This is a genomic window from Capnocytophaga sp. H4358, assembly GCF_002302515.1.
Lineage (GTDB): Bacteria > Bacteroidota > Bacteroidia > Flavobacteriales > Flavobacteriaceae > Capnocytophaga > Capnocytophaga canis.
In genome coordinates this window covers 650,653-666,858 of the sequence record NZ_CP022380.1, presented here as the reverse complement: position 1 = coordinate 666,858, position 16,206 = coordinate 650,653, and the positions used below count along the sequence as shown (strand labels likewise).

Genomic DNA, 16,206 nt, shown 5'->3' with positions numbered 1-16,206 from the left:
ATGTTTTCCGTAGTGATTTTTTAGATTTTTTTCATTGGATATGAGTTATTCTTCCCATTCAATGTCGTCAAAAACAATTTGTCCCAAAGTGGATTTTATGGTAATGACCACATTTCCAGATAGATTAACATCTATTTCTTTGGTGTCAGCTTTACCTTCGGAAAAATCTTCTTCTGGACCGAATGTAGTTGTACTGTTTTCATCTCCATTCAACACCACGAATTTTCTATTCGTACCTCCTGTTAAAGCTTTTTTATATCTGAATTTCAATTTCTTAACTCCATTAGAGAATGTAATTTTGATGTAAGGTGATGCCGATGAATTATGCAACATCAATCCTTTTCCGTTGATAGCATAATCCGTACCTCCTTGTACTAAATTCGTACGTGCTTTGTATTCCAATTTGGCATTATTGACAGTGAGAGTAGCCGTTGACCCATAACTTGTTGAATTGGTTGTAACATTTTCAAAATCAAACTTATTTGCGGGAGGTGTTACGGTACATACTTGGTAAGCTTCCGTAAAATTAACATCGCCTAAATTTCTTATTATAAGCTGAATATCAGAAGAGTATACTGCCATTATCCCAGTGATTGTGCCTTTTTTATCGTTAACATTTTCACCTGCAAAAGTTGCTTGATTTCGGGTGAAAATGGTCAAAGCATTAGTACAGTCGGTAGTAATCTCTTTTGCTCCATTGTAGGTAGTTGATGTTGCTGTAAATTGAGCATTTTCAATACGCACCAATTGGCTTTCGTAGTTTCCTGTCAAAGCATCTGCAATAGTGATTGTTTTCGGAGTAGGAGCTACCGCGCTGGTGTTTACATTAATAATGTTCCCCACCTTGAGTCCTTCAATTTGTAATAATTCATTGTATTTTTTCAGTTTAGTACCTTTTAGGTTCAACTCTAATTCAGTACCCAACGCATGGTGGTGTTCTGAAGCGAATCGCAAAGCAATACCAGCTGTGTTGTCTTGAACAAAAGCGTTAGACACTCCCACATTTTTTGCTCCCTTGTCAGAGGTAACAATCACTTTGATTTTGAAGTCTTCTGTAATATCTACATTTGCTGAAGTGTGCATCGCTCGTATTTCGCTTACGGTTTTCTCAACGTAAGTAGGTGTACTTGGATCTCCTGAACCTCCACAATCTTGACGAGTTTCAGTAAAGTTCACATCAGTTACATTTCTCATTATAAGTTGAGCACCCGAAGTGTGAACGCCCATAACTCCTGTAATCGTACCTTTTTTATCGCTTACAATCTCATTTACAAACACTGCCTGACTTCTCGTATAAACATTTAAAGCATTGCTACAATCCGTAGTGATAGTTTGAGTTCCCTTGTAGATCACCGAAACATCTTTAAACTGAGCGTTTTCTATGCGTACTAACTGGCTTTCGTAATTCCCTGTTACAGCTTCTGCAATGGTAATTGTTTTTGGGGTAATAGGTGTCGCACTATTGTTTTTGCTGAGTACGTTACTGGCTTTGAGTCCCTCGATTTGTAATAACCCATTATACCTTTTCAATTTAGTACCTTTCAAATTTAATTCTAATTCCGTACCCAACGCATGGGAATGTTCCGAAGCAAATCGCAAGGTAATTCCCGCTGTATTGTCTTGAGCAAAAGCGTTTGTCTGTGGCACATTTTTCCCGTCTTTATCAGATGTTATTACTACTTTGATTTTGAGGTCTTCCGCTATATCAACATCCGCTGAGGTATGCATATCACGGATTTGTTTCACGGTTTTCTCCTCATACGTAGGCGTACTCGGGTCTCCTGAGTCGCCACAATCTTGATAGGCTTGCGTAAAGTTTACATCGCCTATGTTTCTCATTATGAGTTGAACACCTGACGTATGAATGCCCATAACTCCCGTAATCGTACCTTTTTTATTACTCACATCTTGATTTGCAAAGGTTGCTTGGCTTCGGGTGAAAACATTCAAAGCATTATTACAATCCGTAGTGATAACTTGTGTCCTGTTGTAAACGTTTAAAACATCTTTAAACTGAGCGTTTTCTATACGTACTAACTGGCTTTCGTAGTTCCCTGTTAAAGCTTCCGCAATAGTAATTGTTTTGGGGGTAGGCACTCCTGCATCTACTTTTTTATTAATAAGGTTGCTGGCTTTGAGTCCCTCAATTTGTAGCAAACCACTATATTTTTTCAGTTTAGTACCTTTCAAATTCAATTCCAATTCCGTACCCAACGCATAGGAATGAGCAGAAGCAAATCGCAAAGCAATACCCGCTGTGTTGTCTTGAGCAAAGGCATTTGCACCTGCTACGTTTTTCGCATCTTTGTCAGATGTTATTACGACTTTGATTTTTACATTTTCCTCAAAAACAAAAGTTTCTGCTTTAAGTAATTCACGTATTTCTTTTACAGTTTTCAGAGTTGCCTCTGTATCAGGATTATCGGGAGTATCTCCTTCACATTTAGTGTAATCATTTTCAAATTTCACATCAGTTACATTTCTCATTATGAGTTGAATAGTAGAGTTATGGACAGCCATTACCCCGGTGATTGTACCTTTTTTATCGCTAACGTCTTTTCCTGCAAAAGATGCTTCTTTTCGAGTGTATACAACCAAATGATTGGTACAATCCGTAGTGATAGTTTGAGTTCCGCTGTAGATTTTTAAAACATCCGTAAACTGAGCATTTTCAATACGCACCAATTGGCTCTCGTAGTTTTCTGTCAAAGCCTCTGCAATGGTAACTGTCTTAGGAGTAGGCACCCCTGCATCCGCTTTCTTATTAATAACGTTGCTGGCTTTAAGTCCTTCAATTTGTAATAATCCATTATATTTTTTCAGTTTAGTACCTTTTAGATTCAACTCTAATTCAGTACCCAATGCATAGGAATGAGCCGAAGCAAATCGCAAAGCAATACCTGCTGTGTCGTCTTGAGCAAATGCATTTGCACCTGCTACGTTTTTCGCATCTTTGTCAGATGTTATTACGACTTTGATTTTTACATTTTCCTCAAAAACAAAAGTTTCTGCCTTAATTAATTCACGTATTTCTTTTACAGTTTTCAGAGTTGTCTCTGTATCAGGATTATCGGGAGTATCTCCTTCACATTTAGTGTAATCATTTTCAAATTTCACATCATTTATATTTCTCATTATGAGTTGAATGCCACTGGAATGAACTCCCATTACCCCAGTGATTGTACCTTTTTTATCGCTAACGTCTTTTCCTGCAAAAGAAGCTTCTTTTCGAGTGTATACAGCCAAATGATTGGTACAATCCGTAGTGATAGTTTGAGTTCCGCTGTAGATTTTTAAAACATCTGTAAACTGAGCATTTTCAATACGCACCAATTGGCTCTCGTAGTTTCCTGTCAAAGCCTCTGCAATAGTAATTGTTTTCGGAGTAGGCACTCCCGCATCTGCTTTTTGATTGATAACGTTACTAACTTTGAGTCCTTCGATTTGTAATAATCCATTATATTTTTTCAGTTTAGTACCTTTTAGGTTCAATTCTAATTCAGTACCCAACGCATAGGAATGAGCAGAAGCGAATCGTAAGGCAATACCCGCTGTATTATCCTGAGCAAAAGCATTTGCACCTGCCACGTTTTTCGCATCTTTGTCAGATGTTATTACGACTTTGATTTTTACATTTTCCTCAAAAACAAAAGTTTCTGATGCAAGTAATTCACGAATTTCTTTTACGGTTTTCAGAGTTGCGTCTGTGTCAGGATTATCGGGAGTTTCTCCCTGATTTTGACCTATGTGTACATTTTGCAGTTGGACAGTTGTACTTATTTTTCCTCCACTTTCGTATACAAAAGCAATATAAATTTCTCCTTTTGGAAGTGGAATAGCCGCAGATTCTTCATAGTTGTTATCATATTTTCCACTGTTGTTTATCAACGCATCGATTGCTGACTTACCGAGTTCCTTCCATGTAGCCCCATTAACATCATTGCTTCCGTTGTAATCACTACTGTAATATATTTTTAGCGGATTCCCATTTTGATGAGCGTCTGCTAATTTAATTTTTAGAGCCAGATCTTCAGTTGTAATGTTAAATTTTGGCGTAATTAGCCATGTAGTTACATCAATCACAGCATTTTGCTTAAATGCCGACATTTGTACATAATTAACTTTATTGAAAGTTTTTATTTCCCACAGTCTATCTCCCTTGGTAGCAATAGTTTTCCATCCTTTAGGCATTCCTGAAGAGAAGGATTCATCAAAAGGGAATTGCGAAATGGTAATTTGTTCTGTTTCCTCCTCATTATTTCCTTTTCCAATAATCTTAATATCACTGGTTGAACTTACCATAAATTGATAGGATGAGCCATATTTTGTTAATACTCCTGTGACATCTAAAATACCTGCAGGTACTTTCTCATCAATAAAATTAGCATATCGGCTGGTTCTAAATGCAATTTTTTGACCTTGTTTGTCTATCAAATTATAGTTTGTTCCTTGCTGTGCATCATTGGCTTTTAAGTGATAGGTTTTTCCGATTGCAGCGGTTTGGAAAGATACATTTTTTAATGTAATTAATTGATTTACATTAGAATTTACTTTTAAAGTCTCAATAGAAGCATCTGCTTTTGCTAACTCTTCAACGGTTTTATTCTGATCCTTTAGAACAAAAAGATGAGATGAATAAACGGCAGGGGGAATACTTCCCACACTCACTCTTCCACTGCTACTTGTATAAGTTTTGTAGCCAATTTCCAATCCTCCGTTGTTAATCTGAGTGCTAAGTCCTTTCAAACGAAGTTGTACTTTACTTCCAACAGGGAACTCAGTGTACAAAGCAGTTTTATCAATACTTACTGCTACTCCAGCTGTTTTTTCTTCGTTCTGGATATACAACTTCTTATAAAAGTTACCTCCTTCATCACTTGAAACGATATATCCTTCAATAGCCTCATCTTTGGCATAGTCAGTAACTTCGGCTGTAGCTGAGCTATTTGCTTTTGTGAAACTCACAATCTCTCCATTAAAAGGAGTGAGTTGTCCTTTGTCATAATCTGGAAGTTCGTAATCTGTATCTTTTACACAGGCAACAATTGCAACCAATGATAGTAAAAGCATACTAAAAATAGAAATTATTTTTCGAGATTTCATAATCATTTTCTTTAAAGGTTTATATACTTATAGCTAAATTAATCATATAGGTTCGTCCGTAGCCCAAAAAGTAACGAGGGCCAAACGATGGTACGCCGTGAGCATTGTCTCTGAGCATACTTCCGTAGTTAGCAGTGCGTGACTGTTCGAAGCCTCCTGAGACGAAATTTTGACCGAATAAATTGTTAACGCTACCAATTAGGCTCACGTACGTTTTTTTAATACGCCATGATTTTCCTCCTACAACATTTACCAAAAAAACATCTTGTAAACGTTCCTGTTTTAGTAGTTTGCGAGCGAGTTCTTCATCAATATCTGTAAATGTTTTTCTAGTATCTGGATTGATAAAAAAACCGCGCGTTCTATTAATAGCAGATATAGATACGTAATTATCAGTCAATAGATTAGCAGTAGCAGATACCCACCAATATTTTTTATTTCGATGCTCGATCCCTATGGAATAAGCCTGTTGCGGCCCACTTGGAACACGGTAGTTCTTCAACGATACTTTATCTACTTCAATTACTCCTATTTCTCCCGATGACACATACATTTTAGGATTATTGATATATGTATGTTGTCCGATAGCTGCGGCTGCTGTAACCTTCCATGTGGGAAAAATCTGAGCCTCCGCACCAAATTCCAAACCAAAATGTCGTTTTTGAATGTTGTCAACCGTTTGTGAAATAAAATCACTTGAAATTTCATCGGTCAAAGCCATTTCTGTAAAGAAAAAGTTGGTTTCAGAAGTATTTTCAACATGAGTGTAGTATCCTGTCAAGCGTGATTTGAAGTAAGGTACTCGGAGAATATAGCTTCCATCAAAAGTGTAGGCCGTTTCATTTTTTAAGTTCGGCAGTATTCTGTTGGAATAACGAATATTAGCAAAACTATTTCGTATGGATTGTGGAGTATTAAAATAGCCGGTATTCAGCTGGAAAATATGTCTTCCTGTGAGAGCATAAGTCAATCCAGCTTTGGTACTCACGCCTCTAAATATTTTTCGGTCACCCTTGCCAAAAGAATCCGCAAAAAGAGCATAGTTATATTTTCCTTCGCGTTGATATTCAGCATGATGTAGCCTACCTGTAACAAAAAAATCAACCTTATGGAACTTAAAATCCACCTGCGAAAAGAATTCTCCTAAAGAACTTTTCAATCTGTATTCATAATTCCATTTATCTCCTTTGACTTTTTGTAAATTAGTATCATTCTCATCATACGGTTTATTCGCAAAATAGTCGTAATTCATAAAGAAAGAACCTCCCAACAAATCATCTATCTGTGCATAATTTTCAGAAGTTATATTTCGGTAGACTAATCCTGATGTCCATTGAATGTTTTCCTGTAGAGGAGTTGAAAAGTTTACATTAGCAGAAAACGTACGTTCATCATTCACATCATTACTGATAATGAAAGCGCTACGATCATTACGAGTATTCATATTGGCACGGTACAACGATGACCAATCCAATTGTTGATGCTTCAAAAAATAATCCTTTTGCAAATTTGCCATTTCCCAATTTGGCCCCGTACGTTGGTTTATATAGTAACTGGGTAAATTTCGGTAATAATTTGGTTCAGGATTAGACGCATTACCATAGCTAATACGTGTGTTCCCCATATTTCCAAACTGATAACCCAAATCAACATTCAAGCGAGTATTATTCTTATGAAAATCATACGACAATATAAAAATAGGTTCATCAATTATTCGATTTCTTGAATTTCGTATGTCTCCTGCTTGATTTCCCCAGTAAGGGTTGTATTTATATCCTGCCAAATCAATTACCTCACGAGTCAATGGAGCTGTTTTTCCTCTTCGAGTAAGTGAATACATTCCGAGGAGCGTAAAATTATGGTGTTGATTTAGGTGATATTCAACCGCACCAAATGAGGCATATGAATTATAGAGCGTTCCATCAATGTACGACCCATTTCCTGCCCATCGACGCGATGTGGAAAAAGAATAGGCGAATCCTTTTTTAGATAATCCCGAGTTGTAGGTGTACATAATCCGCCCAGCATAGCTTCGATTTCCTGCGGAAGTTGTAAATCGGAATCCTGGACGATTCAATGATGGTCGTATGTTGATATAATTTGACCCTGCTATTCCTCCGAAAGTATAATCTGATTTGGCTATACCGTGCTGTGACTCTTGAGTTCTTGTGACATCGTTAAGCCCGCCCCAATTACTCCATTGAGCCCTTCCATTTTCTATACGATTCATCGGGATTCCATTCATTAAAACCGTAACATCTTTAGAATCATATCCTCGAGGCTTAAAAAAAACAGCACTAAAATCAAAAGCTGCCCGACGCATAAAAATGTCCTGTGAACTATGTAAAAGTCCAGACATAGAATCAGCACCGCTTTCATCATCTTCCAATTCACTTTCGGTGATAACTGCCATTTGTTCAGATTCATGGACAAAATCGGCATCCATAAAAACTACCGGCAAGGTAACTTTCAATCCAGAGAGTTCTATCAACATGCGTTTTTCAACATAAGATTCCTTTGAAAAACGCAATACATAAGATCCTTCCGGAAGTTCAATACTAAAAAAACCGTTGATGTCCGTAACCCCAACAATGGTAGTACCCTCAACACGAACCTTTACATCTTGTAATGCATTTTTCATTTGATAATCAGACACATATCCCTCAATAACTGATTGAGAAAATATAGGTACTGACACCAAACACAACAAATAAAAACAGAGTGTTTTATACATGATTTTATTTTTTTAAGTTTGTAAAAATCTGAAATAAATTACTCCCACAAAGGTAACATAAAAATAACAAATAACAAATTATTGAAGTTTGTTTAGCCTAAAAATTACCAAATTTAGAAGCTCTCTTTCTATTCTAATGGAAAATAAAATTTAGAAGCTAATGTACTAAAAAATCTCTTTTAAGGAAAAACTTATTGATAATAAGGCGTTAATATCATCCGATAGTACAGAAAAAATGAAAAATAATTTTTATATCTATATTTTTTTTCTATTTTTGGCGAGAAAAAATATGTCACATTATGAAATTACGTAAATTAATCCCTATGACAGCTCTGATATTTTCAGGAGCTGTTTTCTCATCAGGAGAGCTATATGCTCAGAAAAAGAAAAAAGAAACCCGAGAAGCTAAAACAGAAAAAGTAAATTACGGAAGTCCCAGTGAAGTTAAAGCCAATGAAGGAGCCTTTAAAATCGTACCTCTAAACTATGGTTACGATGCGGTTAGTTCTTACATTGACCAGGAAACTATGTTCATACACTTTTCGAAACATTACGTAGGATACTTGAACAATCTAAACAAAGCTGTTGAAGGCAAAGCTCAAGCAAATCAATCCATTGAACAAGTGCTTAAAACTTTGGATATGAATAACGCGACCTTACGAAACAATGCTGGAGGCTATTATAACCACAATCTCTATTTTGATGTAATTTCTCCAAAAGGAGGAGGTATGCCAACAGGAACTTTGGCAACAGCTATCAACAATGAGTTCGGAAGTTTTGAAAATTTTAAAAAACTTTTTGCAGAGGCAGGAGGTAAACGCTTCGGATCAGGATGGGCGTGGCTAGTTGTAAATAATGGTAAATTACAAATCGGAAGTACAGCTAACCAAGATAATCCTTTGATGCCAGGATTGGAAATTTCTGGAACACCTATCTTAGGAATGGATGTGTGGGAACATGCGTACTACCTAAAATATCAAAATAAAAGAGGAGATTACATTCAAAATTTCTTTAACGTAATTGATTGGAATAAAGTAGCAGAATTATATAATAAGGCTAAATAAAGATATTTCATCCGTAAAAAACAACACCTCTGGATTTGATTCTTACCAAATTTTCAGAGGTGTTGTTTTTTATGACATATCTTTCTTTTCGAAACCTCCTAAAAAATGGTATTTTAAATTTGGTATATTTCATATAATTTAGCCGAATGAAATGTACCAGATGCGAATCGTTAAATAAGATTAAGGCAGGTTTTGTTGGAGGAAGACAGTAATATAAATGTAAAGAGTGTGGTTATTTTTTCAGTGTTGAGAAAAAAATCTGATGTAAAACGCCAGAACAAAAGCGTCTTGCTTTGCAAATGTATTTGGAAGGATATTGAATATTGTGGCAAGCAGTATACAGAAACTTTCTTGAAACTTTGACAACAATTGAAAAGCAGAGATATCAATGGTTTTTGTAGCGATTATTGCAAGAGTTATTCAGAGGTAATTCCAAGTGAAAAGCATATGGAATCCAAAACAGAAACCTTTACAGAGGAGGGATATAATAGCAGAATAAGACATCATTTGGCGAGATTTAAAAGAAAAGTAAAATGCTACTCGAAGTCAAAAAACAATGTTAGAAAACTCCTTGAAACTTTTATTTTTGAAGCTGAATAATAATTCAAAAAAAAATTACTCTCCACTCTTTGCCTTTGTGAAGCTCGGCAGGTTTACAATCTACGAATATTTTTGCCCTATTGAGGGCTTGAAGATTTTTTGAGTGATTTTTAGGCATTTTTTATTAAGGCATTAAAAATCAACCTCAATAATTGTCCCCAATGAGAAGAACAGAAACTACTAACACTGGCGTTACTGTTAAATTAGTCTCAGTTAAAGGCATATATAGAGTGTTTGCTTTTAATGAGCAAATAGATATTTTAGAAGAAAAAGAATATGTCGAACTTTCACAGGCTAATCTTAACTTTAATTACATGGTATCGAAATACTCAAAAGTTGAAAAAGTTGAAATACTTTTTGAAACATCAGGCACGGGGCATAAACACCTTTACACAAATCTTGAATTGAAAGGGCGTGGTATCTCTTTAAGTTATATTTCAGACAAGGGCTACAAGGTTTATTCCTCCACAAAATTAGCCTTTGAAAAAATCAGAGGTCAGCACTCTGTAAAGTTTGCAGAACACGGCATTGACGTAAGAGAAATAGCGTAAAATACTAATGCGGTAAGTAAAAAAAGAATATGAAATTTAAAATATTAAATATAGATGTCCAGCACTACAAGCCAAGAAATAGAACGATTGGTGTTATTTGGTTGGCTAATGATGAAAATATTTTTATCGACAGTGGTCTAAATCAAATGACTTTAAGAAATACATTTGACGATATAAGAGAGTTGACTCCAAAAGAAAAGAAAGCAATTCAAGAAATAATAAAAGATAATTTACAAATTATTGAATTTTAAAATTATGAAAACATCAGATTTAAAACAAATAATGCAGTTAGCTTGGCAGTTTTTCAAACAAACAGGCTACAAATTCAGTGAGTGCCTCAAAAAAGCGTGGGCAAATTATAAACTAAAAAAAGCAATGCAAAAGCAAATAGTACGGTTTTACTTTCAGAAAGTAGATGGGTCAATCCGTGAGGCGTGGGGTACGATTTGCCCCGAACTCACACCACAAACGTCTGAAAATCAAAGAAAAAGAAACGAAACCGTGCAGGTGTATTACGACACCGAAGTAAAAGAGTTTCGGTGTTTCAAAAAATTTAATTTAATCGCATAAAAAACTCAAAACATTTTGCAAATCAGATAAATATTTGTATTTTTGCTCTGTCTATTGATTTAGAGAAAATAACCTAAAAAGAGGTTGCAGGGCAAAAATACAATGCTCCGCAACCTCTTTTTTATATTGCGGGGTAGAGCAGTTGGTTAGCTTGCGTGTTTGACTTGCACGAGGTCGGTAGTTCGATTCTACCCCCCGCTACAAAGTTTTTGATATTTCATCAAAAAATTGTACCTTTACTAAAAAATATTTTACAAATGAAAATTTTAACATTACAAATCAAACGCCCATATTTAGAAGAAATTCTATCAGGCAAAAAAAAGAAAGAATACAGAGAAATTCGCCCTAAAAATGCGGACAAGTACGTTATTCAAGACCCCGAAGCAGAAAACGAAGAGGATTGGTTAAAGCCGGTTGAATACGATGCTATTCGTTTTTTTAATGGTTACGCAACCGACCGCCCAGAAGTCTTAATTGAGATTAAAGACGCTTTTATTGAGCTTTTAACCGATGAAGACGGTAACGACATTATTTATGAAGAAGAAGGTGAAGAGTACATCGAAGCCGTTATGGTCTATACATTAGGCAAAGTAATTGAACGTAAAAACATTTAATAACATTTAAAATTATTCAGCTGAGTCAGAAAACAAAGAACATCAAACACACAAAAGCAAATTAACAAAGTGTCGGGCGTGAGTAGAACCGCCCGTTATGGTAGAAATCGTAAAGGTCAAAACTTGTCAAGAGACCAACGTAGACGAAACGTTTACGCCGCATTACGAAAACAAGCAGGACTTTCAGCGGGTTAATGATGAATATCTACCAACACACACAGCAAGTTATCAACTCGGTTAAAGAAAAAACTAACCGAGTTTTGCTGTTTTATTCCTGTGGCAAAGATAGTATTACCTTGCTTGATATGTTGGCTAAAAACTTTGATGAAGTGGTATGCGTATTTATGTATTTTGTCAAAGATTTAGAACACATCAACAAGTACATCAACTTCTCAAAAAAGATATATCCCAATGTGACTTTTATTCAGAAACCGCATTATACATTGAGTTATATCAATAGTTCGGGGCTGTTTTGTACGCCTACTAAAACTCGTATTTTAAAACTATCAGATATTATCCAATCTGTGCGATTAGAAACAGGGATTGATTATGTTTTCATTGGAAACAAACAATCAGATGGAATGAACCGCCGTATAATGTTACGTACTTATGAACTACAAGCTATATCTCCCCATAAATTGGTATATCCACTATCTCTTTGGAAAGACAAAGATGTATTAAAATACATCGAAAAAAACAAACTTCCAAAACCTATTCAGTACGGAAATAAAAGAAGTAACGGCGTGGGGTTTGATTTAGATGTATATATCTATTTAAGAAAAAATTATCCGAACGACTTACAAAAGATTTTAAGCGTTTATCCTTTATCCGAAAAAATACTTTTTGAATATGACCAAGCCCAAGAAAGAGAAAGAAAAAAAGCAACTTTACAACAAAAGTGAGACAATCACGATAAAGAGAAGTCAGATAAATTTTGCTCCATTCAATCCTAAAAAGCACTCACAAGAGCAAATCGCTGAAATGAGAAAGAATATCAAAAACGTAGGCTTTTTAGGGGGAATTATTTGGAACGAACAAACCTCAAACCTTGTAGATGGACACAAACGCACGATGTCCCTTGACCTCATACACGGATACGATGGTACTCCTGAAAAGGATTATGATCTAAAAGTCGAAAAAATATCACTTGACCTAAAAACTGAAAAAGAGCAAAACATCTTCCAAACTCGCTCACGCACCGAATTAGATGAAGAACTAATGCGGTCGCTCATTCCTGAAATTGATTACAAAAATGCGGGATTAGATGATTACGATTTGAACTTATATGCTGTGGATTATTCTAACTTTGAAGTGCCTGATGTTTCACAGGAAATTGAAGATGTATATCAACCTATCAAGCAACAAAAAGAAATTGAGCGAGAAGTAAAAAAAGAACTTTCTGATGAAGAAAAGAAACAAGCGGTAAAGCAATCCAAAGAAGATATAAAGCAAAAAGCCATCGAAAAAGCCCAAAATTTAGATGCGTACGTAACGCTTTCGTTTGATAATTGGAAGAACAAAGAGTCCTTTATGCTCCGAATGGGATTTGACCCCGAATTTAAGATGATAAAAGGCGAAACTTTATCGTCAATGGTAGAGCGAATTGATTAAAAACTTTTAATAACTTTTTATATGGAGTACGGAAACGAAAAATATACAAACGAAGAATTAAAAAAAGCTCTAATCGAAGCCAAGGAGGATTGGGCGACAACATTCGCAACAATTTAGTAGATAGTTTCAAAGCAGGAGAAGACGCTGTTGATTCTCTTCGCAAAACATTTAGTTCCTTAGTGGAAGATATGACTTCTCAAATTTTGATGGACGTACTTCTTGAACCTGCATTCAAAAAATTCAAAGACGAGGCTTCCAAGTCGTATGAAATAGACGGAGACCAAACGCTCATTGACAACATAGGGGAACTTTATAAAGACGTTATACGTCAAAGAGAGCATTTTAACACAGCCTTGAAACAGTTGAATCAAGAGGGAAAGCAATACGACTTGAATCTTTTTGAACAACAAGACAAAACTAAATTACGTCAAGCGGAAACCAAAGGATTTGCCTCTATGACGCAAGACCAAGCAAGTGAATTGAACGCAAAGTTTACATTAGGATTAGAACTTGACCGAGTGCGTAACATACATCTTGAAAAAATGCTTGTGTCATCACAGGAAATTTCATCAGGATTTAAGATGTTACAAGAAAATTCGGCAAAACAATTGAAGCATTTAGCAGGTATAGAGGTTAACACTTTTGTTTTGCATAAGATGAGTGAAGACATGGCAGGAGTGAAAAGCGTACTTTCCGATATTCAGCTTAAAGGATTGAAAATGAGGTAAATAAAAAAAAGAAACAAAAATGTTTCAAAATATTTGCAAGAAACAAAAATGTTTCGTATATTTGCAGTGTTAATTTAAAGTTCATTTAAAAGATGAAGGTATCAGAAATGTTACGTCTTTTGAAAGAAGACGGTTGGTTTCTGCATAGAGAAGGTAAAAAGCATTCTCTATACAAGCACGAGACCAAAGCAGGCACTGTGATTTTACCAAGACACTCGGCAACGGAGTTGAAAAAAGGTACTGAGCAGTCTATTCTGAAACAGGCGGGGCTTAAATAAGCCCTGCCCTTTAAATTAGTTAAACTTTAAATTTGTGGTTATGGAAATTAGATTGATTTTAGAGAAATCGGCAACAGGATATTCTGCGTATTCTGATGATTTAAAAGGTGTTGCAACTGCGGGAGACACTATTGAGGAGGTAAAAGAAAACTTCAAAGAAGTACTTGATTTGCAAGCGGATTATTTAGAGGAAGAGGGAAAAACTACGGAAGCTACTGAATTAAGAAATGCAAAGGTTCTTTGTTACTTGGACTTGAACACATTTTTTGAATATTATTCCTTGTTTAACAAAAGTGAATTAGCAAAGTATTTAGGAATAAATCCAAGTCATTTGAGACGATTATCAGGGACAAACATCGAATTATCAGAAAAAAAAGCCCTGCAAATCCAAAAAGGATTACATAAATTAGCAGACGATTTAAAGCAGATATGTTTTGCTTGACTTTTGAACTTTTAAATTAACGATAAAGCCCTATTTTTTAGGGCTTTTTAGTTCTTTATACACGTGGTCTTTGAATGGATACCATAGGAAGTCGTCAGTGAAAAATAGGGTTGCAACAAAATGCTCCGCTTTTTTGATGTATTCTTCATCACTGATTTTAGTTGAATCGAAAACATCTACAAACTTCGTAATATCTTCGGAGTCGTACACATGGATATTGCAAACCGACCCATAGTGCTTTCTGAAATCCCAAATGAATTTTTCAATCTCCTTTTTAGTAAACGTTTCTTTTTTGCAAAGTACGTAAAAATTTGAGTGTGAGGGTCTTTTGTCCGTAATTGTAACCTCAAAATCCTGCTGATATTCAGCGGGTATAAGTGTTTTTTCTGTGGTTTTCATAGTTTTGTTTTTTAGAGGTACAAAAATACGAAAACTATTTCAACAAATGGCTATAATCCTCAGGAAGTTCTGCGTCAATATCTCGCAAATATTGTTGCAGAGCATTGAGCGTTGTGTGTCCTGTAATTAACATTAACTTATCATAAGTTTCCATTTGCCCGTATTGGGTGCGGAGTTCTCGATATAGCTTTGTGATGAATGTATGTCGGAATGAGTACAGCCCGTAGTCCTTACCTAAACCTAATTGGTCTTTGATATCCTTAAATCGTTTGCTCCAATAGTCTCGTTTGTCGGTTTCATTGGTTGCCCAATAATCCGCCCCATTGGGAGCAAACAAGTAAAAATCAGAATTTAACCCTTTGAAATGCTGAATTTCTTTCATCAGAATTTCAGGAATGATTTTAGTTTTGACTAATTTATTTTTGGCACGAACATTCAGTTTAGCATCTGCAAAATCAATATCTTTTATTTGCAGACGGCACACCTCAATAGGTCGCAAAAAGTTGTAGGAAACAAATTTCACAAAAAGTAGTAGATTTTTGTCCTTTTGCTCCATGAGTGTAAAAATCTCATTTTCTTGAGTTTTTGTGTAGGTTTTATTGCGTTCAGGTTTTGCTTGTAATTTCTTGATTTTTGCCGTTACATTGTGAGTTGCCAATTCGTTTTCCTCCAGCGTTGAAAAAACAGCACTCAGCACTGCAAGGGTGTTGTTTCGATTTCTCGGGCTTGATTTGACCAGTACGTGATTAAGATAGTCGTTAATGTCTTTTTTTGTAAGGTCTGCAATATTGGAGTTGTGCAATCCTCTTGCTTTCAGGTATTTTTTAAACAGTTCTATGCGACCTTTGTAATCCTTGAATGTACTTTCTTTAACGATGTTTTTTTTGAGTTCAAGTACGTAATCAAGAGCGGAAATACAGGTGTATTTACCTTGAATTTCTTCGCCCTCGTATGGGGAAAACCCGTCTTTGAGTAGTTTCTCAACTACATTTCGCAGTCGATGAAATGCCTTATACCTTTCGTCAAAATCTTTATATTTCTGATTGAGTTTATAGTAAATTGAGGGCTGTTTTACCATTTTTCCGTCTTTGTTTCGGAAGTAATAGTACACGTACCAACGTTTGTTTTTTGCCATAATTTCCTGCTTTTCCTTGTCAGAAAAAGCTGATAAAGGTTTTTCAGTGATGACCTTTGGGAATATTTGAGGCTTTTTATAAGGCTTCATATCTTCGGATTTTGGTAAAGAGAGGTTATACTCGCTTTTATACTCGGTTCGGATTAAATGGATAATTTTAGACATAAAAAAATACGCTTAAAAGCGTATTTTTCAAGTAGTTATAACCTTGTAGCGAAGACGGGATTTGAACCCGTGACCTTTGGGTTATGAATCCAACGCTCTAACCAACTGAGCTACCTCGCCAATTCATATCACTCCATCCGAGTTTGCGGGTGCAAATATAGGATTTTTTTTTATTATGACAAACTTTTTTAAAAGATTTTTTAGTTATACAA

General features: G+C 35.5%; 14 protein-coding genes, 2 tRNA genes and 1 pseudogene. 12 read left to right on the top strand and 5 right to left on the bottom strand.

Going from position 1 to position 16,206, the window contains the following annotated elements; genetic code table 11:
* Window positions 1–45: 45 nt before the first annotated feature.
* Window positions 46–5,103 carry a DUF5689 domain-containing protein gene (locus tag CGC49_RS02865; RefSeq protein WP_157908984.1) on the bottom strand — a complete coding sequence of 1,686 codons (5,058 nt, stop codon included), beginning with the start codon at window positions 5,101–5,103 and terminating at the stop codon, window positions 46–48.
* Window positions 5,104–5,122: 19 nt separating this feature from the next.
* Window positions 5,123–7,837, bottom strand: a complete 2,715-nt coding sequence (locus CGC49_RS02860) for a carboxypeptidase-like regulatory domain-containing protein (protein WP_095911800.1) — start codon at window positions 7,835–7,837, stop codon at window positions 5,123–5,125.
* Between the two features lie 299 nt (window positions 7,838–8,136).
* On the opposite strand from CGC49_RS02860, the gene CGC49_RS02855 reads away from it, so the two are divergent.
* The 12 genes and pseudogenes from CGC49_RS02855 (at window position 8,137) to CGC49_RS11235 (ending at window position 14,295) form a co-directional block, all read left to right on the top strand.
* Window positions 8,137–8,901: a superoxide dismutase gene (locus tag CGC49_RS02855; protein WP_095911799.1), complete on the top strand. Its 765-nt coding sequence runs from the start codon at window positions 8,137–8,139 to the stop codon at window positions 8,899–8,901.
* Window positions 8,902–9,225: 324 nt separating this feature from the next.
* Window positions 9,226–9,502 (top strand): annotated as a pseudogene (locus CGC49_RS11380) (IS1 family transposase); the annotation flags it as partial.
* 160 nt (window positions 9,503–9,662) lie between these two features.
* Window positions 9,663–10,052, top strand: coding sequence for a hypothetical protein (locus tag CGC49_RS02845; protein WP_095911798.1), 390 nt, complete (start codon window positions 9,663–9,665; stop codon window positions 10,050–10,052).
* A gap of 29 nt (window positions 10,053–10,081) precedes the next feature.
* Window positions 10,082–10,303 (top strand): hypothetical protein, encoded by a 222-nt coding sequence (locus CGC49_RS02840; protein ID WP_095911797.1) that lies wholly within the window; start codon window positions 10,082–10,084, stop codon window positions 10,301–10,303.
* A gap of 4 nt (window positions 10,304–10,307) precedes the next feature.
* The gene (locus CGC49_RS02835; protein ID WP_095911796.1) at window positions 10,308–10,622 is read left to right on the top strand and encodes an SH3 beta-barrel fold-containing protein; all 315 of its coding nucleotides are present in this window, start codon (window positions 10,308–10,310) and stop codon (window positions 10,620–10,622) included.
* Between the two features lie 128 nt (window positions 10,623–10,750).
* A tRNA-Val gene (locus CGC49_RS02830) sits at window positions 10,751–10,823 on the top strand.
* A gap of 56 nt (window positions 10,824–10,879) precedes the next feature.
* Entirely contained in the window at window positions 10,880–11,236 is a 357-nt protein-coding gene (locus tag CGC49_RS02825; RefSeq protein ID WP_095911795.1) for a hypothetical protein, read from the top strand.
* A gap of 197 nt (window positions 11,237–11,433) precedes the next feature.
* Complete coding sequence (locus CGC49_RS02820; protein ID WP_095911794.1) at window positions 11,434–12,138, top strand: phosphoadenosine phosphosulfate reductase family protein; 705 nt, start codon at window positions 11,434–11,436, stop codon at window positions 12,136–12,138.
* A complete protein-coding gene (locus tag CGC49_RS02815) occupies window positions 12,086–12,847 on the top strand; it encodes a ParB N-terminal domain-containing protein (RefSeq protein ID WP_095911793.1) in 762 nt (253 codons plus the stop codon). Before CGC49_RS02820 ends, CGC49_RS02815 begins: the two co-directional genes overlap by 53 nt.
* Window positions 12,848–12,936: 89 nt before the next feature.
* Window positions 12,937–13,575, top strand: a complete 639-nt coding sequence (locus CGC49_RS02810; protein WP_157908983.1) for a hypothetical protein — start codon at window positions 12,937–12,939, stop codon at window positions 13,573–13,575.
* 92 nt (window positions 13,576–13,667) lie between these two features.
* Window positions 13,668–13,853, top strand: a complete 186-nt coding sequence (locus CGC49_RS02805) for a type II toxin-antitoxin system HicA family toxin (RefSeq protein WP_095911791.1) — start codon at window positions 13,668–13,670, stop codon at window positions 13,851–13,853.
* 40 nt (window positions 13,854–13,893) lie between these two features.
* Entirely contained in the window at window positions 13,894–14,295 is a 402-nt protein-coding gene (locus CGC49_RS11235) for a type II toxin-antitoxin system HicB family antitoxin (RefSeq protein ID WP_198540634.1), read from the top strand.
* Between the two features lie 30 nt (window positions 14,296–14,325).
* Here the strand turns inward: CGC49_RS11235 and CGC49_RS02795 are convergent, their stop codons facing one another.
* The 3 genes from CGC49_RS02795 to CGC49_RS02785 all read right to left on the bottom strand — a co-directional run bounded on the left by CGC49_RS02795 (window position 14,326) and on the right by CGC49_RS02785 (window position 16,114).
* Window positions 14,326–14,694 carry a hypothetical protein gene (locus tag CGC49_RS02795; RefSeq protein WP_095911790.1) on the bottom strand — a complete coding sequence of 123 codons (369 nt, stop codon included), beginning with the start codon at window positions 14,692–14,694 and terminating at the stop codon, window positions 14,326–14,328.
* A gap of 34 nt (window positions 14,695–14,728) precedes the next feature.
* The gene (locus CGC49_RS02790) at window positions 14,729–15,994 is read right to left on the bottom strand and encodes a site-specific integrase (RefSeq protein WP_095911789.1); all 1,266 of its coding nucleotides are present in this window, start codon (window positions 15,992–15,994) and stop codon (window positions 14,729–14,731) included.
* Window positions 15,995–16,040: 46 nt separating this feature from the next.
* A tRNA-Met gene (locus tag CGC49_RS02785) sits at window positions 16,041–16,114 on the bottom strand.
* Between the last annotated feature and the right edge of the window lie 92 nt (window positions 16,115–16,206).